This is a genomic window from Vibrio sp. QJM3NY_35, assembly GCF_057785915.1.
On record NZ_CM173507.1, the window covers coordinates 1,766,672 to 1,791,418 of the forward strand.

The window sequence follows — 24,747 nt, forward strand, 5'->3', positions numbered from 1 at the left end:
CTTCTGTACTGTAGAGAGTCAGCACGCTATATCCTTATACAATCTCTTAATTACTTATGTGTAATCAACCAGCAGTTATGAATGTGCTTATTGCGAGAGAAGTCTAATGGAAGTGTCTTAGCAGAGATATTCTGAGCCTTAAGACCTAACGCTTCTAGACCTTCTAGATCCATTTTAAAGTGACGTTTGTTGTTAGAGAACACAATCGTGCCTTCTTCACGAAGAAGACGCTTAAGGTTTTCCATCAACTGAATGTGATCACGTTGAACATCGAAAGATTGATCCATACGTTTAGAGTTTGAGAACGTAGGTGGATCAATAAAGATCAGGTCGTAAGAACCCTGCTCTTTAACCAACCACTGTAAGCAGTCAGCTTGCACAAACTGATGTTGACGACCAACACGGCCATTAAGCTCCATGTTCTGTTTTGCCCACTCAAGGTAGGTATTAGACATATCAACCGTTGTTGTAGAACGAGCGCCACCGACAGCAGCATGAACAGAGGCACTACCTGTGTAAGCGAACAGGTTTAGGAAATCTTTACCTGCAGCCATCTCACCGATACGACGACGAGTGATCTTATGATCTAGGAACAAGCCTGTATCTAAGTAATCATGAAGATTAACAATCAGCTTAACGCCGTATTCGTTCACTTCTAGGTTAGATGAGTCTTGAGCCATCTTCTGGTATTGAGAACGGCCTTTCTGCTTCTGACGAACCTTAAGCACAACGTTGTTTGCTTCAACGCCTGTTACTTGGATAGAAGCACGGATGATATCGGTTAAGCGACGTTTTGCCTTCTCTTCCGGTACATCTTTAGGCGCTGCGTATTCTTGAATCACAAGGTGACCTGGGTATACGTCAATCGCTACATTGTATTCTGGTAAGTCTGCATCGTAGATACGGTAACAATCTAATTGCTCTTTCTTAGCCCACTTGCCAATTTTACCGATGTTCTTTTTAAGACGGTTTGCAAAGTCAGGAGCAATCAGCTGTTCTTGCTCGCCCGCTGGACGTTCTGACATCGGACGATCTGAAATTGAGTAATTTTTTTGGTGACACGGTAACGCACCATTATTCAATTTGAACTGTTTGTCTGCACGCATGCGTAAGCAGCTAAGTAGTTCGTCTGAACTAGAGAAGATAGACGCGTTACAACCGCCAAATTCAGCTTTAAGCTGTGCGCCGAATGCCGTGTACAGTGCAATTAGGCCAGGCTCTGTACCTAAACGTTCACCATAAGGTGGGTTAGAAACAATCACACCATCAGCAAATTCTGTAGGTCGTTTAAGCTTTGCAGCGTCACCTACTTCGAATTCAATCAACTCTTCAACACCAGCACGACGAGCATTGTCACGTGCTGTTTTGATCATGCGCTCATCATTATCATAACCATAGAACTTACATTCTACTTTCTTAACGCCACGACGACCTTGAACGTTCGCTTCAGCTTTAACTTCAGCCCAAAGCTCTGGTTCGAAATCTTCTAGTGATTCAAAACACCACTTCTGGCGTTTAACACCTGGAGCCATGTTCGCAGCCATCATTGCCGCTTCAATCACTAACGTACCTGAACCACACATTGGGTCTAGGAAAGGCTTAGTCGCATCCCAACCACTACGAAGAAGAATCGCTGCAGCAAGCGTTTCACGCAAAGGTGCACGACCAGATTCTGGACGGTAACCACGTTGATGCAGACCGCTACCTACCATATCAACACCAAGAATCGCTTTGTCACGGTGTAGACGAACGTGGATACGAATGTCTGGGTTCTCTTTGTTGATAGAAGGACGAGGTAGAGACTTCTTCTCGAAGCAATCGACAACGGCATCTTTTACTTTCATCGCACCGTATTGGCTGTTGCGGATTTCGTTGTTCGTACCATTGAAGTCAACAACAAAACGCTTTGAACTATGGAATTGGTTTACCCAGTTAACCGCAGTGGTTGATAGGTACAAATCCATGTCGTCCATACAAGTAAATTCAGAAAGGACACGTACAAATCGAGAAGCCAAACGGCTCCACAAACAACAACGATAAATTTGCTCATTGGTGGCTTTGAATTTAACACCTGCTTGAACAGGTTTTGCGTTTGTAATCCCTAGTTGGGTTAGTTCTTCAACTAATAAATTCTCAAGGCCATTTGAGGTAACCGCTAGATATTGATTCATAGTGTTCTTTTATTGATAAAAATGAGCTCGATTATACCTGAATTTGTTACTAGAGCATCACACTAAACTCGTCTTTTCATTGAATCTTTCTTCTAACTGGCTAGCAAACGCACAGCCTTGAAGCGATCGCTTACCCACCCCCCCCTTAGAACATAAGACTTATCAATCCAACACGATTCATGACCCAATACCGCTCAAAGCGACAGTGTGAATTTATATTCACCCCAAAATTGGTATATACCAAGAGGGATTTATGGGTGAAAGTTAGCTACAAATAGGCAAAAACAGGGAATAAAGATGGGCAAATTACACTTCTAGTGATGAAAACAGGCAGAAATTAAGGCGAAAAAATAGTCGTAAGTTCACTATTTAAATGGTTAGGCAGTGATGTATTTATCAGGATGAGGTTTTTTAGGCACAAAAAAATCGGCTATTGAGCCGATTTTGGGGAAGGTTTGACAGGTTCACGCGTTGCGATGTGTGTGAGAAATGATGGACTAAATAGAAGGCTAACCGACCATCGCAATGTGCGTTTGATGAAGAATAGCGTTCGCGTCTATCATTCTATCGTGCATGACCTTAATCGAGTCGCCAAAGCGTAACCCTTTTGAAGGTGTAAGCAGAAACTCTTCTAGGTCGACAAATGCACAAAGGCTCGCACACTCTCCCACTTCTAGTACGATGAAGTAACCTAAGCTATGCTCGTTACTCATTTGTACTATGTCCCCCTCTTGAGGGTGTTCATGGCTTGTACCTTGTGAGTCGAAGAACCAACTCTTAGGCTGTACAGGCTTATGGAAGCGCTTTGCTGCTACACAATAAAGCGCGAGTTCAGCTTGACGAGGCTCAGACAGTTCTAAGCCAGAAATTTGTTCTTTGAAGGTTTGGTATGAAGATGCGTCATCAACGGTGAATTCATTATCTCTAAACGCGCAGTCCACCAGCTTATTGCGGACCAGATTCGTTTTGAAAATCATATCCTCTCCGAGGTTTAGCATTAATGAACATTGCTGCTCATCGTAATACCAACTCCATGTATCGCTAGGTTTAAGCATCATTTCGTCTCACACTGTTGAACCATTCCATTAGGTAAAACGCAAAATTACCTTCAATTACAGTAATTTTACTGAGCAATAGGCAAAAAAAAAGAGGAAATGAATTCCTCTTTCTTATCGCTTTTCTCTACAACTCAGTGAGTTACAGTGTCTCTTTTAGTAAGACGATGCCAGATTGTCGCTTTTCAAAAATAAAAGCAATTTTCAGCTTATAGATTTTTAACGATGTCGCCAACTAGGCCTGGGCCTTTGTAGATGAAACCAGAGTAAACCTGTACAAGCTTCGCGCCCGCCATCATTTTCTCTTTTGCAGCAACATACGAGTCAACACCACCTACTCCAATGATCGGCAGTTTGTCACCCAGCTCTTCGTGAAGTTTACGAACTACTTCAGTACTACGAGATTGAACAGGACGTCCACTTAGGCCACCCGCTTCATCGCAATGTTTCATGCCTTCAACGATTGAACGATCCAATGTTGTGTTTGTTGCGATCACACCATCGATCTTATTTTTGATCAATGACTCACAAATTTGGCGAATTTCGTCGTCGCTTAGATCCGGAGCAATCTTAAGAGCAAGAGGCACATATTTACCATGCTTCTCTTCCAGTTCAGATTGTTTCGTTTTAAGTTCAGACAATAGATCGTCTAGAGCTTCGCCGTATTGTAGAGAACGAAGTCCTGGAGTGTTTGGTGAAGAGATGTTCACAGCAATGTAACCAGCGTATTGATATACCTTCTCCATACAGATCAAGTAATCTTCAGCGCCCTTTTCAATTGGTGTGTCTTTGTTCTTACCGATGTTAATGCCTAAGATACCATCGTAGTTCGACTTCTTAACATTCTCAACAAGGTTGTCGACGCCTAGGTTGTTAAAGCCCATGCGGTTGATGATACCTTCAGCTTCAACAAGACGGAATAAACGAGGTTTGTCGTTACCCGCTTGCGGACGTGGAGTCACCGTTCCTACTTCAACGAAACCAAAACCCATTGCGCCAAATGCATCAATACATTCGCCGTTTTTATCTAGGCCAGCAGCTAAGCCAACTGGGTTTTTAAAAGTAAGACCCATGCACTCTACAGGTCGGTGAGGTAATTGTTGGCGATACAAAAGATCAATAGGTGTGCCTGTGAAGCGTTTGAAATTTTGAATTGCAAGATCATGTGCCTTTTCGGCATCAAGTTGGAAAAAGCCAGTTCTGGCTAGACGGTAAAGCATTGTGCCTCCGATAGAAAAAAGCCCCGTGTAAACGGGGCGATATTATTTACTTATTTATCCAACTATTCAATCTATTACTGCCTGTAAGGGTAAGATAATCGAGTTTGCTAACGAATGAGGTTCATTATTAAGCAAACGTTATCGTTTCTTCAGGTTATTAAGCCATTTCTAATCTCAGCCCTATTACAACCACCAGCTCGCTTAACAACAAACAACGTGTGCGTCGAAGTTGGTTCTTCAAAAATCGTTAGTCCCATTGTTTCGACTTTACCGAAAAGAAAAAAGGCAGACCTTGTGGCCTGCCCTTATACTTTTTCGTCTTATCTAGTGACTAGTCTTTCGACATGCAGTTTAGATTCAACAGCATCAATTCACGCAGTGCTACTGAGAACTTAGCAAACTCATGAACAGAACCCACTTTGAATTCGTTTAAGATGCTTTCCCAACGATGTAGAGAAACAGAGTTACTTTCCATCCAGTCATCAAGCGCTTTAATCACATCGATGTCTGAAGCACAACCACAGTTAAGTACTTGGCCAGTTAACTGACGTTGCTGCCAATCCAGATCTTCTCTGAATGCTGCACGCGCCAGTGCTTGCCAGTTGTTGTCTACAGCTTGGCCATTGATTTGTTTCAAGAACCAGTGCAGTGACAAACGGTCGCCTAGATTGAAGTAAAGCTTAGACGCTTGTTGTACAGTTTTACCTGTTTCACGAGCCACTGTGGATATATCCAGTGCTGAGTACAGGCTAGACAAACGAGCCACTGAGTTAGCCAGCTCAGCGTTTACACCTTGGTCAATCCAAAGTTGAGCCATTGCTTGATGCTCTTCTACTTCTGAAGCCACTAGGTTTTCATCCAGCTTTTCAGTAATCGCAACGACATCACCTTGGTAAAGCTCAATCAATGCATTCACTGACTGTTTACCGGTACGATTTCTTAGCAACCAGCGTGCTAGACGACGAAGCGTACGACGTACATGGTAAAGCAATTCGTATTGAGCTTCAGAACTTGAGATGTTGTCCAGTTCACGGATGCTCTTTAATACCTTACCCAGGCCGTAGATTTCACGTGATGCCGCGTAAGCATTCGCAATATCAACAATGTTCGCGCCCGTCTCTTCTTGCAAGCGAGTCACGAAGTTACAGCCCATCTCGTTAACCATTTGGTTAGCAAGCGCAGTCGCAATGATCTCTGCACGAAGTGGATGGTTATCCATGTGCTGAGAGTAGTTACGGCGTAACTCTGTTGGGAAGTACTGCATCAGTTGTTGAGCATGGAACTCATCATTCGCAATGTCATCACTCACAAGGTCTTCTTTTAGAACCATTTTACCGTAAGCGATCAATACTGATAGCTCAGGTCTTGTTAGTGCTTGGCCCTGCTTCTCACGCTCTAGCAGCGTTTCATCATCTGGTATGTATTCCAAACCACGGTCTAAGTACCCTGCTTTTTCCATTGTGTGGATAAAGCGGATTTGCTCTTTCACTAAGCCTACACCTTGATGCTCAGTAACAGAGATAGACTCAGCTTGGCAGTATGCGTCATCTAGTACAATCTCGCCTACTTCGTCTTCCATAGATTCAAGAACTTGGTTACGTTGCTTAACGGTTAGGTCACCATTAGACACTAAGCCATTCAAGAAGATCTTAATGTTAACTTCGTTATCCGAGCAATCTACACCACCAACGTTATCGACAAAGTCAGTATTAACTCGACCGCCCGTTAGAGCGTATTCAATACGACCCAATTGAGTCATACCCAAGTTACCGCCTTCACCAACAACCTTAGCTTTCAGGTCACGGCCGTCGATACGTAGCACGTCATTTGCACGGTCACCCACATCGGTATGAGTCTCACTAGAAGACTTAACGTAAGTACCAATACCGCCGTTCCAAAGTAGATCAACCTTCATAGACAAGATCGCTTTGATCAAGTCATTGGGTGCCATTGATGCTTTCTTGGTGCCCAGCATTTTCTGAATTTCAGGTGTTAAAGAGATAGACTTCGCTCGACGAGAGAAGATGCCACCACCTTGAGAAATAAGATCTTTATTGTAATCTTCCCAGCTTGAGCGAGGCAGATTAAACAAACGGTCACGCTCTACCCAGCTTGATGCCGACTCTGGATTCGGGTCAATGAAGATGTGCATGTGGTTAAACGCAGCTTGTAAGCGAATGTGCTTAGATAGCAACATACCGTTACCAAATACGTCGCCTGCCATATCACCTACACCAATTGCAGTGAAGTCTGTGCTTTGACAGTTGATACCCATTTCGCGGAAGTGACGTTTAACCGATTCCCAGCCACCTTTCGCCGTGATACCCATGGCTTTGTGGTCGTAACCGTTAGAGCCACCCGATGCAAACGCATCACCTAGCCAGAAGTTGTACTCTTCAGCTACTGAGTTCGCTAGATCTGAGAATGTCGCGGTGCCTTTATCGGCTGCAACAACCAAGTATGGGTCATCTTCATCGTGACGAACAACCTTCTTAGGTGGGATAACCTCACCTTCAATGATGTTGTCTGAAACGTCTAGCAATGCACGGATGAAGCGCTTGTAACAACGTTGACCTTCAGCAAAGATCTCGTCTCGCCCAGACATCATGTGTTGACGCTTACAAACGAAACCACCTTTAGCACCAACCGGTACGATAACCGTGTTCTTAACTTGTTGCGCTTTAACTAGGCCTAGAATCTCAGTACGGAAGTCCTCTTGACGGTCTGACCAACGTAAACCACCGCGTGCTACTTTACCGCCACGTAAATGCACACCTTCAATGTCTGGTGCGTAAACGAAGATCTCAAACGCAGGAACCGGCGCAGGGATATCTGGAATCTCGCTTGGTCTCATTTTCAGAGCCAACCAAGGTTTAGACTGCTTATTCTCGTCTACTTGGTAGTAGTTAGTACGAAGCGTTGCAGTGATCATTTCCATGTAGCGACGAATGATACGATCATCATCCAAGCTCTCTACATGATCCAACTGTTCAGTGATCTTCTTAATAAGATCTTGTTGGCCTTTTACGCTGCCCTTCAGTTTCGGGGCAAAACGCTTGCCGAATAGGCTCACTAGCCCTTTCGCTAATTCTGGGTAATGAGACAATGTGTCTTCAATGTATTGTTGGCTGAATGGGAAACCAACTTGACGCATGTAACGAGCATAAGCACGTAAGATTGAGATTTCACGGCCAGAAAGACCAGCGCCAAGTACTAAGCGGTTGAAACCATCGCTGTCTAACTCACCCGCCCAGATTGCCGCAAAGGCTTGTTGGAAAAGATCGCGAGCTTCACGAAGATCAATGGTCTTATCGCTCTTGTGCAGCATAGAGAAATCAAGGATCCAATAGGTCACACCGTTGGTTTTACGCACTTCATATGGAGATTCACCGATAACGCGTAGGCCAAAGTTTTCAAGCATTGGCATAACATCAGAAAGGTGAATTGGCTCATCGCTGTGGTAGAACAACTTCAAACGAACGGCTTTTGAATCTGCCGCTTCTTCTTGAGGACGGTAGAAAAGCATACCCAGTTTATTGTCTTCACTTAGTGCTTCCAAACGCTCGATATCAGCAACAGCCGAACCTGGCATCATGTCTTCTTTGTACGAACGTGGGAATGCACGCATATACTCTTTCGACAATGGAAGGCCTTTGCTCTCACCGAAGTTTGCAATGATTGATTCAGACAGGCGGTCATCCCACGTAGACGATACTTCCATTAAATTTTGCTCAATTGTTTTCACGTCCACATCCATGTTGTTGTTATCAACACGAACAATATAGTGCGTTCTTGCTAGCGGACTTTCAGAGAAGTACGTTGTAAATTCAACCTCTTCTTCACAACCAAAGTACTGTTTCAAGATGCGCTGTGTTTGGCGACGAAGCTCAGTGTTGTAACGATCTTTTGTTACGTAAACCATGCAGCTAAAGAAACGACCAAACGGGTCTTTGCGAACAAACAAACGCAGAAGATCGCGATCTTGCATTTGTACTACGCCCGTACCGACTTCTAGTAGCTCTTCTTCTCGAGCTTGCAGCAGTTCATCACGTGGGTAGTTTTCAAGAATGTTGTGCAGCGCTTTGTAAGAGTATGAACCTTCACGGTAACCACTCGCATCCAAAATACGTTCTACTTTCTCGCGAACAAGAGGAATCGTTTCAACGGTTTGGTTATAAACGGCAGATGTGTAAAGACCAGTAAAGCGGTGCTCACCAATGACCTTACCGTTCTTATCGAACTTCTTAATACCAATGTAATCGTTGTAAGCTGGGCGGTGAATGCGTGAAGCCGTGTTGCCCTTGGTTACGATAAGCACATAAGGCTTTTTCGCTTCAAGACGTGCCGAATCAGAAAACTCAGATAGCTTAACGTTACGTACACGATCTGAGTTCGCAAACAAACCAAGACCTTGCTCCTTGGTCGGTTGCAGTTCAGTGTCGCCGTTAACTGAAACTAGGTCATATTCCTTATAACCCATGAATGTAAAGTTGTGTTCACCTAACCAACGAAGAAACGCCAACGTTTCATCAAAACGTTGGCCATCTACAGGAATGCTCTCTTTTTGCTTTTCTACTTGATTGGTTACTTCTTCAAGTCTTTCAACCATCTTCAACCAATCGTTCACAACTAAGCTAGTATCGGTAAAGATATCCAGTAGCTCCGTTTTAAGAGCTGTCATTTCAGCTTTACTGCTAAGACGGTCTACTTCGATATGGAAAAGCGATTGGAATGCACCTTCGTTATTGCTAACACCGACAACACTGCCCTTATCTGAGCGAGAGATTTGTGTTGGGTTATGAAGCATAAGGTGAGAAGAAAGGTCTAGGCGAGTAAGTGCCATTTTTACAGAATCAACAAGGAACGGACTGTCTGGAACGACTATCTCAACGATAGTATGAGTAGACTGCCAGCCTTGACGACTTACCGTCGGGTTGAAAACGCGTACAGAGATTTCGTCGGCTTTCTTTTCATTGATGTGATGCCATAAGCTAACTACAGCACCATATAAATCGGATTCGTTTCTCTGAGTCAGATCGTCGTGAGAAACGTTACTAAACAAGTGTTGAGCAAGTTGAGTTACGAGAGGTCGATGAGCAAGGTCAAGTTTGTCTTGAATCAGCTTGTAAACTTTTTCAAGTAAAACTGGAACCACAGTTTCACGTGCGGTCATAGTCACACTCCACAATTAGAATTATATTTTATTATTAGGGGGATCACTTAATCTGGTGTTTGAAACGTGCCGTTGAGCGCTTTTCTACTAACGAGTTAAGCAAAGGTAATGCATTCATTTATTGTAAAAGCATTATTGAAAAATAGTTAATTGTTTTGGAGGTGGTAAGAGGTGAAATGTTTGATTATGTGATTAAGATTCCTTTTAACTCACTAGGCACGCCAAGGTTTACAGAGCTTCCAACTTAATAAACTTATTTTTTTGGTCAGTTGTCAGCCTAAACTGCCCTCTAACCCCTATTTGTGTAAGAAATGGCCTGAATCGAGTTGCAGGTAACTGTAAACGTAAACCTGTTGTTGTTATCACTTGAACTTTACTTGCCGCACCAGAATAACTGGCCAAAAACTGCTGATATGAGATGTTAAGTTGGAAAATATAGCGATTCATACGATACCTGTATAAAAACACAGTGCCAGTGTTTTTTGGCACTTAACGATGTCTGACTGTGAAACTTAGCTTGAAAACTTCTCTAGCTTATCGAAAATTCGATGAACCAGAAACAAAAAATCAGTGGCAGATATTCTCTACCACTGATGACTTTTCGTTATGGCAAACAGTTTATTAGTAAACCGTTAACCTTGAGAACGTTTAACTTAAGCTTCTAGTGCTTTCGTTACTTTCTCGAATAGGTCTTTTGCTAAGTTATCCATGTTCTTCAATGTCTCAAGTTCCTGTTTGATCAGAGCTTGGCGTTCATCATCGTACTTACGGAATTTAAGAAGCGGGTCAATCAGACGTGAAGCAACTTGCGGGTTACTGCTGTTAAGCTCACGCAAGATCTCGCCAGCAAACTCATAGCCCTGACCTGACTTGTCATGGAACTGTACCGGGTTCATGTTTAAGAATGAACCAACCAAGTTACGAGTTCGATTCGGGTTCTTCAAACTAAACGCTTGATGTGACATCGATGCTTTGATCACTTCAAGAGCATTGGAACTTGGGTTTGTACCTTGTAGAGCAAACCACTTATCCATAACAAGACCATCGTGTTTCCACTTGTCGCTGTAATCCGCCATCAAGGTTTCACGACATGGTAGTTGCGCACTGTTTGCCGCACCCATTGCTGCCATTGTATCGGTCATGTTGTTTGCTTGTTGGTACATTGCAACAACCAAATCGTTACCCTGTTCTGTGTGCGCTAAGTAACTTAGGCAAACTTTACGTAAAGTGCGCTTACCAATCGAATCGTGATCGATTGTGTATTCAGTGAGAGCATTGCTGTGATAAACCGCAGCTAACTCGTCTTCAAGTTCAGCGGCTAATGTTACTTTCATTGAGTTAAGAACAGATGCAACCGCATCAATATCAACACGCTCGTACCAACCTGATACTTCATTATGGCTTGGCAGTGAAAGCATTTCTGCGATAAACGCAGGCTCTAGTGAATCACTCAGCAGTACGCCACGGAATGCATCAACAACAGAATCAGAAAGCTCAAATGCTTGACCCTGTTGAACCTTCTCAACGTTGCTGCGAATATACTTAGCCAATAGCATTTGACCAGCATCCCAACGAGAGAACTCATTGCGCGCATTCACCATCAAGAAGATAAGCTCTTCATCTGAATAGTCGTACTCCAATTTCACTGGCGCAGAGAATTCACGAAGTAGTGATGGGATTGGTTGTTCAGAAACGTTTTCAAACACGAAGGTTTGTTCCGCTTCTTTGACATCTAATACGTTATTAACTGGCTTTCCGTTACATTGTAACTCAACAACATCACCTGAAGCCGTGTACAGCTCGATATCCAGAGGGATATGCAAAGCCTGCTTTTCAGTTTGCTCATGCGTTGGTGCCGTTACTTGGCGAGTTGTTAACGTGTATTGTTTGTTTTCTGCATCGTAATGACTTTCAACAGACAGCGTCGGCGTACCAGACTGGCTGTACCATAAGCGGAACTGAGATAGGTCAACGCCAGATGCATCTTCCATTGCCGCGACGAAGTCTTCACATGTTGCAGCCGTGCCATCATGACGTTCAAAGTAAAGCTTCATGCCTTTTTGGAAACCGTCTTCACCCAACAATGTGTGGATCATTCGGATCACTTCGCTGCCCTTTTCGTAAACGGTCAATGTGTAGAAGTTATTCATTTCTATCACTTTTTCTGGACGAATTGGGTGAGACATCGGACTTGCGTCTTCAGCGAATTGTGGCCCGCGAATAATACGAACATTGTTGATTCGGTTTACTGCGCGAGAGCCAAGATCAGATGAGAACTCTTGATCGCGGAATACGGTTAAGCCTTCTTTCAAGCTCAGCTGGAACCAATCGCGACAAGTCACTCGGTTACCGGTCCAGTTATGGAAATATTCGTGACCGATTACCGCTTCGATGCCTAGGTAATCGGTATCCGTAGCAGTTTGGTCGTTCGCGAGAACAAACTTAGAGTTGAATACGTTCAGACCTTTGTTTTCCATCGCACCCATGTTGAAGAAATCAACGGCTACAATCATGTAGATGTCTAAGTCGTACTCTAAGTTGAAACGCTCTTCATCCCACTTCATTGAGTTAATCAAAGAAACCATCGCGTGGTTAGCTCTGTCTAGGTTGCCTTTGTCGACAAAGATTTCTAGGTCAACGTTACGACCCGATTGCGTAGTATAAGCATCACGAAGTACATCAAAGTCACCAGCAACAAGTGCAAACAAGTAAGCAGGTTTTGGGTGTGGGTCTTGCCACTTCACCCAGTGACGTCCATTTTCAGCTTCACCTTCATCAACACGGTTACCATTACTTAATAAGAATGGATTTTCTGCTTTGTCTGCGATAACCGTGGTGGTGAATTTTGCCAATACGTCTGGGCGATCCATGTAGTAAGTGATACGACGGAAACCTTCCGCTTCACATTGAGTACAGAAAGCACCACCCGATTTGTACAGGCCTTCAAGTGCACTGTTCCCTTCAGGATCGACTTCAGTCACGATCGTTAATGTGAATTCTTGTGGTAGATCGTTCAGTGTCAGTTGAGTTTCAGACTGCTCATACTGAGTCCACTCTTTACCTTCTACCAGAACAGAAACCAGCTTCAAGCCTTCACCATCAAGTACTAAGGTCGAGCTATCTTTCTCTTGCTTAACACTAGACACCGCCGTAACGATGGATGCTGAATCGTACAAATCGAAAGTAAGATCGATTTCAGAAATAGTGTGAGATGGTGATTGATAATCTTTACGATACTTGGCTTGAGGTGTATGTGCCATGACGGGTTCCTTTTGATCGTTATACGTAATTATTTGTTAACTGTATATATCTAAAGGTTGAGCGCCGAGAACACAAGGGGAATATTAAAAAAAGGAGGAATTGTAGGAAAATGCCTCCATGTTTTGCTATTTTATCAATCAAATCAGAAAGGAACGGCTAAGAAATGAACTGTGTGCCGTATTTTCAACGAGCCGATTTTATGGCTAAACTCGTCCTTAACGTATGCGATTAAGCACCGCGAGCATGTCTCCTTCTTCACCTTGAAGCGTCAAAACATCACTGTTCAATGTGTAACGAGTACCGTGTTCGCCGTTCTCATAAAGTAGTACTAATTGGTCGCCCTCAGTGTAATACACACCGCGACGAATCACTTCACCCCCTTCTTCATCGGACACTCGGAACATGAAGATAAAATCAGGTTGAAGCACTAAATCCATTTTTTGAATGTTACTCGCACGCAAATCGCTTCCAGACAATTCAGCGCTTGACCAAATTCCAGCTAGGGCGTTGGGCAAGGCTTTGGTGAACATAACACCGTTAAGATTCAGCATATTATGATTACTACTGTACGCGTAAACCTGAGGCTCAGAAGTATTCAAACCCAAAATAATCGTGTCTTCATTGGCGTTATACAAACCTTCCCAATGATCCACACTGTAGTCTTTCTTTTGGATATCGATAGTGAATGAGTAATTTGAATCGAGAGTAAGTTTGATTGCTCTAAAGTTTTCAGTACCTTGCTCAGGATCTGGATTCATCAAATACCAATCACCAAGCAACAGAGGAAGGTCAAAATGAGATAGATTACTATCACTTTTTGATTGTTGGCTGCTAGAAGCGACCTCGCTCCCAAAAGCAACAAAACTTAAACAAGATAAAATTAGTAGAATCCATTTCATACGCGCCCCCTCGTTTTCTTTAAGCTTAGGCACGTAATGATTAGAAAGCGAAAAAATATGATCCAAGTCACTAAATTTTAAGTGCGAAGTAACTTAAGTGTCATTATTCAACACAAAACAGAGCTAAATTACCCTGAATATTGAGTGCTATTTGCGCCAACCTAAACGGTTACAATCAGATATTTCTGTCAAATCATAGACACAAAAAAAGCGAGCCTAGGCTCGCTTTTTAAATTTTGCGTCTTGAAACAATCACCTTTTAACAGGCGCTTGCTCTATTTCTTGATCATATCCAGCATGATAGCAACAGACTCATCAAGATAAGCATCCGGGGCTTCATAGTCTTTAGGAATATCATCCAACGTTTTAAACGCCTCTAACTTAGCGGCTTTTTGACGTTGATTAATACGATCTAGACGAAGCGCATCCGCATCATCGCTCTCTTGCTGACGTACCTTTTCATTCAAAGAAAGGTCGTTATCGTCTTTATCTGCCTTATATTTTTCAATATCTTGCGCGATAAAGCCAAATTCCATATCTGTCGCAATACGAGCTTGGTGTTGAGCTGTTAAAGCAGCAATTTGCTCATCGTTACGCTGTAACACTGAGTAATTTGCTTTATCAATGCTGTCCCAAGGTAGAGCATTGTCTTCAACACTTTCACCAGTATCTGCCGGGTCAATTGGCGTTGGGTAAGCAATATCAGGTACTACACCTTTGTTTTGCGTACTGCCACCATTGATTCGGTAGAATTTCTGGATTGTGTATTGAACGTAGCCCAACTCTTTATCGAACAAATCATAGATATGATTCAAAGAACGATGTTGTTGTACCGTACCTTTACCGAAAGAGTTTTCACCTAGGATGATTGCACGACCGTAATCCTGCATCGCTGCTGCAAAGATCTCAGATGCCGAAGCACTGTAGCGATTCACCAATACCGTTAACGGACCTTGGTAACTGATTTCACCATCAGTATCGCTGTTCACTTTGACACGACCGTAGCTATCACGAACCTGAACAACAGGCCCCTCTTTGATAAATAAACCAGAGAGCTCGGTTGCTTCCGTTAGTGCACCACCGCCATTGTTTCGCAGATCAACAATAATACCTTCAACACCTTGCTCTTTAAGCTCGGTGATCAGTTTATCGGTATCTTTAGAAAGGCCAACGTAGAAACTTGGTACTTCTAATACACCAATCTTCTTGCCGTCTTTCTCGATCACTTCTGATTTAACAGCGCGGTCTTCTAAACGAATCTTATCGCGTACAATTGTGACAACGTGACTTTTTGCATCTTTACCGTCTGGCAAGATCTGTAGCTTAACTTTAGTCCCTTTCGGTCCTTTAATTAATTGCACTACATCGTCCAAACGCCAGCCGATAACATCAACAATCTCTTCACCATCTTGACCAACGCCAACAATACGGTCGCCATCGCTCAATTGTTTGCTATTTGACGCAGGGCCACCAGCAACTAAAGATCGAATAACGGTATAGTCGTCTGTCATCTGAAGTACAGCGCCAATACCTTCTAGAGATAGATTCATCTCAGATTGGAATTGCTCTGCATTTCTTGGAGAAAGGTAACTGGTGTGCGGATCAACTTCTCGCGCGAATGCGTTCATGTAGATTTGGAAAGCATCTTCGTTGTGCGATTGCGTAATACGCTTCATCGCATTGTTGTAGCGCTTTTCCAAAACTTCTTGAATCTCTGGCCACTCTTTACCAGTAAGTTTTAGGTTTAACGCATCGTATTTAACGCGTTTTCTCCAAAGCTCATTCACTTCAGCGATATCTTTTGGCCATTCCGCTTCGCTACGATTTAGCTCAATACTTTCATCGGTATCAAACTTGATCTCTGTATCTAGCAAAGACAATGCATATTGAAAACGTTCAAAACGCTTCTGCATGGACAAATTATAAACATCGAATGCAATCTGGTTATTACCCGCTTTCAGTTGATCATCAATTTGTGTAGATGACGCAGCGAAAGAGTCAATATCAGCTTGAGTGAAGATATTACGATTATAATCCAGCATCTCTAAGTAACGATTAAAGATAGCTTGAGAGAAATCATCGTTGAGATTGAAGTGTTTATAGTGAGAACGAGTAAATCGAGAAGTAACACGTTTACTAGCAGTTTCGTGTTGGACCTCAGGAGCGAGTAGAGGTAAATCGTCCTGATCTAATTTGGCTTCGAGAGCCTGAGCTGAAGCTGCTAGCCAAAAGCTAGCAGCAATCAGTGTCAATTTTGAACGGCATTTCATGCGTAGGAGTATCTCCTTTAAGCGCGCAAGTGCTCCGCTTTAACAACCATTTGTAGGCCGTTTGCTAACTGAACACGCACATCTTCCTTATTGATTTCAACAATGGTCGCAGCCATGTTTCCTTTACCCATGTTCACATTTACTTCTTTGCCAGCGATGAATTCGTCAGCGTTCAAAGCGCGTGTTTCTACAGGCTTTTCTACTTTTGGTGCTTTAGGCGCTTGACGACGAGGCTGTTGAGCTTTCTTCGCCTTAGGTTTCGCTTTGCCTTCTTCACGAGCTTTTTGTGCTTGTTCTTTACGACGAGCCTGAACTTTCGCTTTGCTTTCTGCAAGTGTAGCTTTAGCGTGCTCAACGTGCTCTTCTTCTAGTGTGCCACACGCGTTGCCGTCTAGGTCAACACGTTCTGCGCCAGCTTTTACGCCGTGCAGGTAACGCCATGATGATGTGTACTGTCTTAACGCTGCACGAAGCTGAGTCTTACTTACTTTTTCGTCTTCGTTTAGACGTTCAGCAAGATCTTGAAAAATACCAATTTTAAGTGGCTTCGCTTCACCTTCTAGAGTAAAGCATTTAGGGAAACATTCAGCAATATATGCGATAACTTCTTTGCTGTTTTTTAACTTTTCAGTGTTTTCCATGTGGGTTCCTGGTTTTTGCGGTTTTCCGCGAGCATTAAGAAAATATTTTTACGTATTATAGAGAGATGCTTGGGAAAAACCACAGTAAGAGAATAATTTATGCCTTGTTCGCGTGCGAATTAAGCAGCTTTTCCACTTCTGCCATGAAAAATGTTAATCCGTCCTCGTCAATTTGAGAAAAACGACCAACATTTGGGCTATCGATATCAAGAACGCCCGCGATTTTTCCGCCAATCGAGAACGGAATAACGATTTCGGAGTTACTTGCAGCGTCACATGCGATGTGACCTTCGAACTCATGAACATCATGAATGCGCTGTACTGTATTCGTCGCAACCGCAGTTCCACACACACCACGCCCTACAGGAATTCGTACACAAGCAGGTTGGCCTTGGAAAGGACCCAGTACAAGTTCGTCTTTTTCCTTAGCTTGGTCCTGCTTCATTAAATAGAAACCCGCCCAATTCAGTTCATCCAACTCCATGAATAATAATGAACTGATATTAGCAAGATTAGCAGTTAGATCGGTTTCTGATTCAATTAATGCAACGGCTTGTTTGGTTAAGCGTTGGTAATGTTCTATTTTCATATTAACTTCCAATTAAATTGAGACTTCCATTATCAAGAGAACGCAGTAGAATGCGGCCATCAAACTAAATAGGACTTATTCTCATTACAATGAACAATTCAAAAGACACTATTAGCCGTTCTTGGTTAATAACTCAAGTAAAAAAACACAAGTCCAAATTACTGTTTGCTAACATTATTGCCATATTTGCAACTCTCATTAGTGTCCCTATCCCGTTGCTCATGCCATTAATGGTTGATGAAGTATTACTTGATAAGCCGGCTTCTGGTTTAGAGATGATGAACCACCTACTTCCATCATCGTTACAAACACCGACTGGCTATATAGCACTAACTTTGCTGTTAGTGATTATCATGCGCACCGTTAGCCAAGCGTTAAACATTCTGCAAGGGCGTCAATTTACACTCGTCTCTAAAACAATTACCTATCAAATGCGAAGCAAGATGATAGATAAGCTTGGCCGCATTAGCATTAGACAGTACGAAACCAAAGGCAGCGGTGGTATCAACGCCCACCTGATAACAGACATAGAGACGATAGATAAGTTCATTGGTTCGACTCTGTCTAAGTTCCTCATCAGCTTCTTAACCGTGTTTGGCACCGCAATCGTGTTGTTATGGTTAGAGTGGCGTTTAGGACTGTTCATTCTACTGGTCAATCCTGTTGTTATTTATTTCTCTCGTAAACTAGGCAGCAAGGTTAAGCACCTTAAAAAGTACGAGAACCAATCTTTCGAACGCTTTCAGAATCGCTTGGTGGAAACCTTAGATGGCATTTATCAGCTACGAGCTGCCAATAAAGAACGAATCTTCCTAGATGAATTAAAGGTTCAAGCGAACCAAGTAAGAATCGATGCCGATAAATACGCATGGCAATCTGAAGCTGCTGGACGTGTTTCGTTTCTGCTCTTTCTATTAGGCTTTGAGCTTTTCCGCGCAGTCGCGATGTTAATGGTGCTATTCAGTGACTTAACCATCGGTCAGATCTTTGCGGTGTTCGGTTACTTATGGTTTATGTTGGGCCCTGTTCAAGAGCTGCTAGGGATTCAATTCTCTTGGTATAGTGCGAAGGCGGCACTGCAACGCATCAATGATCTTCTTCAACTAGAAGAAGAGAGGCGCCCTATTAGCAAAGTAAATCCGTTTCATGAAGATCGAGAAGTGACAGTCGACATTGAAAACGTTACATTCTCTTACACATTAGAAAACACTGTTTTAAATAGGCTATCACTGCACATCCCTGCAGGTAAGAAAGTCGCGTTGGTGGGAGCGAGTGGTGGGGGTAAATCTACGTTAATCCAGTTGCTGATTGGGGTTTACCAAGCGGACTCGGGGCACATTCGCTATAACGGTGAAACAACCGACGATATCAGCTTTGATGTAATACGTAATCAAATTGCCGTTGTTTTACAACAACCTATACTCTTTAACGATACATTGAGGCATAATCTGACCCTTGGTGCTGAATACGATGAAATGTCGTTGTGGCGCGCGCTTGAAGTTTCTCAAATGCAAGATGTCATCAAGCAACTCAGCAATGGCTTGGATACCCAAATTGGTAGGAATGGCGTTCGACTGTCTGGCGGTCAACGACAACGCTTAGCAATAGCTCGTATGGTGCTGAGCAATCCTAAGTTTGTTATTCTTGACGAAGCGACATCTGCACTCGATACAGCAACAGAGTCAGCGCTGCATAAAGCGTTGAGCGAGTTTTTGAAAGATCGCACAACTTTGATAGTGGCTCATCGATTATCAGCGGTGAAACAAGCCGATCTAATCTATGTTTTAGAAGATGGACAAGTCACACAAACGGGAACACATGGTGAATTGGTTGAACAACAAGGACTCTATCAAACACTCTACGGCAGTGTGCAATCGCACGCCTGATGTTTGTGGCTCTGGGTCTTTAAGTCGGATAGCTAACCTAACTTACGTTTCGACTTGGGAGGTCGCGTGACCTCCCCATCCATAACCAACGCTTTATCAACAAAACACCAATGCGACAGCAGCTCAGTGCGCCTTTGTCAGGGCTGCGAGCTTCCCGTAGATAAAATGGACATCCCTTTGGGGAAATCCGCTTACTGCCCAAGGTGTGGTACTCAGCTTTATAGAGGCGGCACCCCTAGCCTCTCTGGAAACCTAGCAATTGCGATTACCTGCTTATTGCTGTTTATCCCCTCACATTTTTTTGAATTCATCAGTATTCGCCTGATTGGCGTCATGATACCTGCAACGTTACCATCCGGCGTCTTTACTTTAATGGGTGAAGGCTTCCCTCTGCTTGGCTTACTGATCCTGTTCTGTAGTTCGATCGCTCCGTTGCTCGTGTGTACGTCGGTACTCATTACCCATTTATCATTGCGCTTTAAATTTTTTACACCATTTAAGTATGCGTTAGCCATCATCCAGACATTAAAGCATTGGATGATGTTGGATGTGTTTCTGGTAAGTTTGGCGGTCTCATGTTTCAAACTGCAAGATTACTCAGATATTTTTGTCGGCCCTGGGTTGATTGGCCTGATTCTTCTGCAGCTTTTCAGTGTATTACTGGTAAGCCGCATCAGCGTGCGTCGCTATTGGGAAGCTTGGACAAAAGAATCTGACTACTCATTTGCTGAAAGTAAGAACGTACACTGTCACAACTGCCACCTATCTCAACCGGATGGACATACTTGCGTGCGTTGTCACCATGACTTATACCACCGCAAGCCCTTCTCTATACAGAAAACATGGGCACTATTATTTGCCGCATCAGTGGCTATTGTGCCAGCCAACGTCATTCCTATCTCTATCCTGATAACAAACGGTCAAAGGCTGGAAGACACCATCATTTCCGGTGTCGCTTCGCTGATTAATAGCGACATGTATGGCATCGCAGCAATCATTTTCATTGCCAGTATCGTCGTGCCCGTCGCGAAAATACTGGGCCTTGCGTACATCTTAATCTGCATCAAGATGAATCGCGCCGTTTACCACAGGCAACGTATGACCATCTATTTCATCGTGAAATGGGTGGGGAAATGGTCGGTAATGGATCTGTTCGTTATTTCGATCATGATGACCTTGGTCGACCGCGGACAAATTTTAAACTTTACACCAGGTTATGGTGCAGTCGCTTTTGGCGTCGTAGTTGTTCTCACGATGCTAGCAGCGGAAAGCTTAGATCCTAGGCTAATTTGGGATAACTACACCTCTAAAGATGAGTCAGTGAATGAACAACGATAACCAATCACAAACGTCATATTCACCCGAAGTAAGAAAAAACAAAGGCATCTCACCTTTGTGGATTCTGCCGATATTAACCGTCGCCTTAGCCGGTTGGTTGGTCATGAAATCGATACACGATGCTGGGCAACGTGTGCAAATATACTTCTCAGATGCCGCAGGTTTAGTCGCAGGTCGAACAACGATTCGTTACCAAGGCTTAGAGGTGGGTATGGTGCGTGACATCACTTTATCCAAAGATCTATCGAGTATCTATGTCGATGCTGACATCTACCCAGAAGCGAAGAAGCTACTCTCAAAAGGCACTCGTTTCTGGCTTGTAAAACCGACAGCAAGTTTATCGGGTATCTCAGGATTAGACGCACTTGTTTCAGGTAACTATATTGCTATTCACCCGAGCGAAACCAAACAAGACCCAGAAACCGTTTTCCAAGCCTTAGAATCATCCCCTTCTGACTTGCTGGCTTCTGAAGGTTTGAATATTTCACTGACGACCAAAGATCTGGGTGGCGTTTCTGTTGGTTCTCAAATCGTTTACCGTAAAATCCCAATTGGTGAGGTTTACAACTACCAGTTAAACGACAACGCTAAATCCGTTACGATTCAAGCGTCGATTAAAGATGAATACAGCCATATCATTACCGACCAAAGCCGTTTTTGGAATGTCAGTGGCTTAGGTGCCAGTATTGGTTTTTCTGGTGTTGATGTTCGCTTAGAGAGCCTAAGTGCATTGCTTGGCGGTTCAATTGCGGTCGACTCTCCGGGAGAAGGCCAACCCGTAGAGATGAATACCAAGTTCAAGCTCTACCCAGATTTGAAGACAGCGGGCCGTGGTATCTCTATCAAGATCGCTGTTCCAGACGACAACAAGATCAGTGCAACAGGTGCTCCGATCATGTATCGCGGCATCGAAATCGGTCAAATCACTGACTTGTCGCTGAGTGAAGGGCGCGAGAACGTGGTTGCATCTGCCGCTATCCAACCAGCATTCAGTGACTTTTTAAATAGCGGCAGTAAATTCGTTCTAGAAGAGGCTGAACTGTCACTTACTGGTATGAAAAATATTGCCAACTTAGTGACAGGTAACTTTTTAACCTTGGTACCGGGCGAAGGTGAAAAAGCGCGCCGCTTTACCGCGATTCGCAAAACGGAATACAGCCAAGAACAGGAAAAATCCGTTGCGATTCGCTTAACCTCCAATAACTCTTTCGGTTTAGATGTTGGTACGCAGCTACTTTACAAAGGGATTGCAGTCGGCTCTATCATCAAAGTCGGTTTAGTTGATGGCGTTGGCACAGGAAGCGACAAGCATGAAGTGTTCATGGATGCGTTGATCGATAATGAATACGCGCATCTCATAAAAAGTAACAACCGCTTTTTCGTAACAGGTAGCGCGAGTGCAGAATTAACTGAGTCTGGTTTAAGCGTTACCGTTCCACCTGCAAAACAACTACTGACTGGCTCAATTAGCTTTGTAAGTGAAGGTAAGGCTCAAGCAAGACCAAGTTACCAACTGTTCCAAAGCAAATCACTGGCAGAAATCGCCAAGTTCAACCAATCGGGTTCGAAGACACTGTCACTGTTTGCCAGCGAATTACCGTCAATTTCAAAAGGCAGCCCACTACTCTACCGCAATCTTCAGGTCGGTAGTATCAGTGACTTCCAGCTTGCCGACGGTGGTGTGAGAATCCAGGTCACCATCGAAAACCGTTACACACACCTAATCAACAAACACACGGTTTTCTGGAACCGTTCAGGTGTTGAGGTTGACGCGTCTTTGTCTGGTATCAGCATCAAAGCGGCTCCGGTTAAAACTCTGATTCAAGGCGGTATCGCGTTTGATTCACTGCCAGGTATCGACAACAAACTGGGTGATGTTTGGAAACTCTATACTGATTCTAAATCTGCTCGAAAATTTGGCCGCGCGATTACGATTACCTCTTCTGGCGATCAAGAAGTCAGCAAGGGTATGGCGATCAAATACCAAGGTGTCACTGTTGGTGAGGTTACTTTGGTAATACCTAACTTCAATAAAGACGGTATTGAAATTACCGCGCGAATCTTACCTGAGTACGTTGACAAGATTGCCGTGGCGAACAGTCACTTCTGGTTGGCAGAACCTGAGATCGGCCTTAATGGCATCAAAAACGTCTCTGCGCTTCTCTCTAAGCACATCAACGTAGATCCGGGCAATGGTGACAGAAGTACGAAATTTAAGCTTAGCAAAGGACCAGTGCAGCCTGAAGGCAAGATATTCCAGCTACAAAGCGAAACGCGAGGCTCGGTGTCTGAAGGCACACCTATCCTATTCCGTGAGCTAGAAATCGGCAGTGTTATCGATGTTCAACTAGGCGAGTTTGCTGACCGCATCATCTCTACGATTCAAATAGAGCCTGACTACGCGTATCTGATCCGCGCAAACACAGTGTTCTGGAACGTGTCGGGTGTCGATGTCTCTATCGGTCTCTCTGGTGCAAACATCAAAGCCGGAACGGTAGACAGTTTATTAAGGGGCGGAATTACCTTCTCAACGCCACCGACGAATGAACTTCAGCCAGTGGCAAGCGAAGATCAGTCTTTCTACCTATACCCTCAAGCAGAAGATGAGTGGAAGTCATGGAGAACCGCGATTCCTCGCCCATAGAGTGAATCCTCAGAAGCTCCATGCAAATTAATACAGCTTAACGAAGATTAATTCTTCATCAAAATGCAGCCATTCGGCTGCATTTTTGTTGTTTGCCGTAAATATGGTTTAGGACGACCTCATTTTGCTTTAAACTCCCCGCATTAATGCAATAATTCGAGATACTCTTTTGCACGCTAACGTATATATTCCTGAAGAATTCCTAACGCACATCGAAGCAATCATGCCTAGTCATCTAGATATGGCTTCTTTTGTCGCGTCATGCCAAAAACCACTTCGTAAAAGTATTCGAGTCAACACATTGAAAATCAGTGTTGAAGACTTCCTAGTACGAGCAAAAGAGAAAGGCTGGGAACTGGAACCTGTACCTTGGTGTGAAACAGGTTTTTGGATTACAGCCGATGAAAGTGAAGCGCCTCTAGGTAATACGGCAGAACACATGTCTGGTCTTTTCTACATCCAAGAAGCCAGTTCGATGATGCCACCTTCGGCTCTTTTCCAAGGCGAAGCTGATTACCAAGCCGTGCTAGATACTGCTGCTGCACCCGGATCTAAAACAACGCAAATCGCTGCGCTAATGAATAATCGCGGCGTGTTGGTTGCCAATGAATACGCTGCAAGCCGTGTGAAAGTACTTCACGCCAACATCGAACGTTGTGGCGTTCGTAATGCCGCACTCAGTAACTTCGATGGTCGAGTTTTCGGTGGTTGGTTGCCAGAACAGTTTGATGCTGTCTTACTGGATGCACCCTGCTCTGGCGAAGGTACCATCCGTAAAGACGCCGATGCGATGAAGAACTGGACGTATCAATCTGTAGTCGATATTGCCGACACGCAAAAAGACCTGATTGAAAGTGCATTCCATGCTCTTAAACCTAATGGTGTTTTGGTTTACTCAACATGTACGTTAAGCACTGAAGAGAACCAACAAGTGTGCCATCACCTAAAAGAAACCTTTGGTGATGCGGTTGAGTTTGAATCTCTTGAATCACTGTTCGACAACGCAAAAGCAACGACGACTGAAGAAGGCTTTCTTCACATCTTCCCTCAGGTATATGACTCTGAAGGTTTCTTTGTTGCACGTATCCGTAAACTAGCGTCTGTGACTCCACCAGAAGTTAAAAAACGCATGGGTAAGTTCCCATTTGAAAAAGCGCCAAAGAAAGCTCAGCAAGAAATCGCTGAACAACTGCTTAGTGCTCTCGATATCGAACTACCAAGTGATACTCAAGTTTGGATCCGAGATAAAGACGTTTGGCTATTCCCAGAAGCGCTAGAGCCTATGATCGGTGCATTCCGTTTCTCTCGCATGGGCATCAAGATCGCTGAAACCCATAAAAAAGGTTATCGATGGCAACATCAAGTCGCGACAACGCTCGCGACAGGTAATGAAGCTAACATTATAGACCTCAGCATCGAAGATGCTCGAGAATGGTTCATGGGCCGAGACGTTCGCCCAGAAGGCTTGTCAGGCAAAGGCGAAGTACTAGTAAAATACAACGGCGCAATCATCGGCCTTGGCAAATGGGTAGGTAACCGAGTGAAGAACGGCTTACCAAGAGAGCTAGTACGCGACAAAAACCTTTTCTAGTCGTTCGAT

At 43.8% G+C, this 24,747-nt stretch carries 14 protein-coding genes; 4 read left to right on the plus strand and 10 right to left on the minus strand.

The features are described 5' to 3' along the window. Window positions 1-50: 50 nt before the first annotated feature. The 10 genes from rlmKL to AC3CH3_RS08255 all read right to left on the minus strand — a co-directional run bounded on the left by rlmKL (window position 51) and on the right by AC3CH3_RS08255 (window position 17,279). Window positions 51-2,171, minus strand: coding sequence for a bifunctional 23S rRNA (guanine(2069)-N(7))-methyltransferase RlmK/23S rRNA (guanine(2445)-N(2))-methyltransferase RlmL (gene rlmKL / locus AC3CH3_RS08210; protein ID WP_488536924.1), 2,121 nt, complete (start codon window positions 2,169-2,171; stop codon window positions 51-53). Between the two features lie 509 nt (window positions 2,172-2,680). After that, the gene (locus AC3CH3_RS08215) at window positions 2,681-3,229 is read right to left on the minus strand and encodes a cell division protein ZapC (protein ID WP_488536925.1); all 549 of its coding nucleotides are present in this window, start codon (window positions 3,227-3,229) and stop codon (window positions 2,681-2,683) included. A gap of 206 nt (window positions 3,230-3,435) precedes the next feature. Continuing rightward, complete coding sequence (pyrD, locus tag AC3CH3_RS08220) at window positions 3,436-4,446, minus strand: quinone-dependent dihydroorotate dehydrogenase (RefSeq protein ID WP_017063847.1); 1,011 nt, start codon at window positions 4,444-4,446, stop codon at window positions 3,436-3,438. A gap of 331 nt (window positions 4,447-4,777) precedes the next feature. Further along, a complete protein-coding gene (locus AC3CH3_RS08225; RefSeq protein ID WP_488536926.1) occupies window positions 4,778-9,619 on the minus strand; it encodes an NAD-glutamate dehydrogenase in 4,842 nt (1,613 codons plus the stop codon). Between the two features lie 228 nt (window positions 9,620-9,847). Further along, window positions 9,848-10,066, minus strand: a complete 219-nt coding sequence (locus AC3CH3_RS08230) for a DUF2835 domain-containing protein (protein ID WP_004733645.1) — start codon at window positions 10,064-10,066, stop codon at window positions 9,848-9,850. 206 nt (window positions 10,067-10,272) lie between these two features. Beyond that, the gene (gene pepN / locus AC3CH3_RS08235; protein WP_488536927.1) at window positions 10,273-12,879 is read right to left on the minus strand and encodes an aminopeptidase N; all 2,607 of its coding nucleotides are present in this window, start codon (window positions 12,877-12,879) and stop codon (window positions 10,273-10,275) included. Window positions 12,880-13,095: 216 nt separating this feature from the next. Next, the gene (locus AC3CH3_RS08240; protein ID WP_488536928.1) at window positions 13,096-13,779 is read right to left on the minus strand and encodes a hypothetical protein; all 684 of its coding nucleotides are present in this window, start codon (window positions 13,777-13,779) and stop codon (window positions 13,096-13,098) included. 275 nt (window positions 13,780-14,054) lie between these two features. Next, on the minus strand, window positions 14,055-16,049 hold the full coding sequence (prc, locus tag AC3CH3_RS08245; protein WP_048612134.1) for a carboxy terminal-processing peptidase: 1,995 nt from the start codon (window positions 16,047-16,049) through the stop codon (window positions 14,055-14,057). 17 nt (window positions 16,050-16,066) lie between these two features. After that, on the minus strand, window positions 16,067-16,690 hold the full coding sequence (proQ, locus tag AC3CH3_RS08250) for an RNA chaperone ProQ (RefSeq protein ID WP_017057223.1): 624 nt from the start codon (window positions 16,688-16,690) through the stop codon (window positions 16,067-16,069). Window positions 16,691-16,787: 97 nt separating this feature from the next. Then, complete coding sequence (locus AC3CH3_RS08255) at window positions 16,788-17,279, minus strand: GAF domain-containing protein (protein WP_019823239.1); 492 nt, start codon at window positions 17,277-17,279, stop codon at window positions 16,788-16,790. 89 nt (window positions 17,280-17,368) lie between these two features. On the opposite strand from AC3CH3_RS08255, the gene AC3CH3_RS08260 reads away from it, so the two are divergent. The 4 genes from AC3CH3_RS08260 to rsmF all read left to right on the plus strand — a co-directional run bounded on the left by AC3CH3_RS08260 (window position 17,369) and on the right by rsmF (window position 24,738). Beyond that, on the plus strand, window positions 17,369-19,165 hold the full coding sequence (locus tag AC3CH3_RS08260) for an ABC transporter ATP-binding protein (protein ID WP_488536929.1): 1,797 nt from the start codon (window positions 17,369-17,371) through the stop codon (window positions 19,163-19,165). Between the two features lie 54 nt (window positions 19,166-19,219). After that, window positions 19,220-20,503 (plus strand): PqiA/YebS family transporter subunit, encoded by a 1,284-nt coding sequence (locus tag AC3CH3_RS08265; protein WP_488536930.1) that lies wholly within the window; start codon window positions 19,220-19,222, stop codon window positions 20,501-20,503. Continuing rightward, on the plus strand, window positions 20,490-23,147 hold the full coding sequence (locus tag AC3CH3_RS08270; protein ID WP_488536931.1) for an MlaD family protein: 2,658 nt from the start codon (window positions 20,490-20,492) through the stop codon (window positions 23,145-23,147). Before AC3CH3_RS08265 ends, AC3CH3_RS08270 begins: the two co-directional genes overlap by 14 nt. A 169-nt stretch (window positions 23,148-23,316) precedes the next feature. Next, on the plus strand, window positions 23,317-24,738 hold the full coding sequence (rsmF, locus tag AC3CH3_RS08275) for a 16S rRNA (cytosine(1407)-C(5))-methyltransferase RsmF (RefSeq protein ID WP_019823231.1): 1,422 nt from the start codon (window positions 23,317-23,319) through the stop codon (window positions 24,736-24,738). Window positions 24,739-24,747: the final 9 nt, after the last annotated feature.

Coding starts and splice junctions, on each gene's coding strand:
- rlmKL (WP_488536924.1), bottom strand. CDS start 2,171: ATGAATCAATATCTAGCGGTTACCTCAAATGGCCTTGAGAATTTATTA.
- AC3CH3_RS08215 (WP_488536925.1), bottom strand. CDS start 3,229: ATGATGCTTAAACCTAGCGATACATGGAGTTGGTATTACGATGAGCAG.
- pyrD (WP_017063847.1), bottom strand. CDS start 4,446: ATGCTTTACCGTCTAGCCAGAACTGGCTTTTTCCAACTTGATGCCGAA.
- AC3CH3_RS08225 (WP_488536926.1), bottom strand. CDS start 9,619: ATGACCGCACGTGAAACTGTGGTTCCAGTTTTACTTGAAAAAGTTTAC.
- AC3CH3_RS08230 (WP_004733645.1), bottom strand. CDS start 10,066: ATGAATCGCTATATTTTCCAACTTAACATCTCATATCAGCAGTTTTTG.
- pepN (WP_488536927.1), bottom strand. CDS start 12,879: ATGGCACATACACCTCAAGCCAAGTATCGTAAAGATTATCAATCACCA.
- AC3CH3_RS08240 (WP_488536928.1), bottom strand. CDS start 13,779: ATGAAATGGATTCTACTAATTTTATCTTGTTTAAGTTTTGTTGCTTTT.
- prc (WP_048612134.1), bottom strand. CDS start 16,049: ATGAAATGCCGTTCAAAATTGACACTGATTGCTGCTAGCTTTTGGCTA.
- proQ (WP_017057223.1), bottom strand. CDS start 16,690: ATGGAAAACACTGAAAAGTTAAAAAACAGCAAAGAAGTTATCGCATAT.
- AC3CH3_RS08255 (WP_019823239.1), bottom strand. CDS start 17,279: ATGAAAATAGAACATTACCAACGCTTAACCAAACAAGCCGTTGCATTA.
- AC3CH3_RS08260 (WP_488536929.1), top strand. CDS start 17,369: ATGAACAATTCAAAAGACACTATTAGCCGTTCTTGGTTAATAACTCAA.
- AC3CH3_RS08270 (WP_488536931.1), top strand. CDS start 20,490: ATGAACAACGATAACCAATCACAAACGTCATATTCACCCGAAGTAAGA.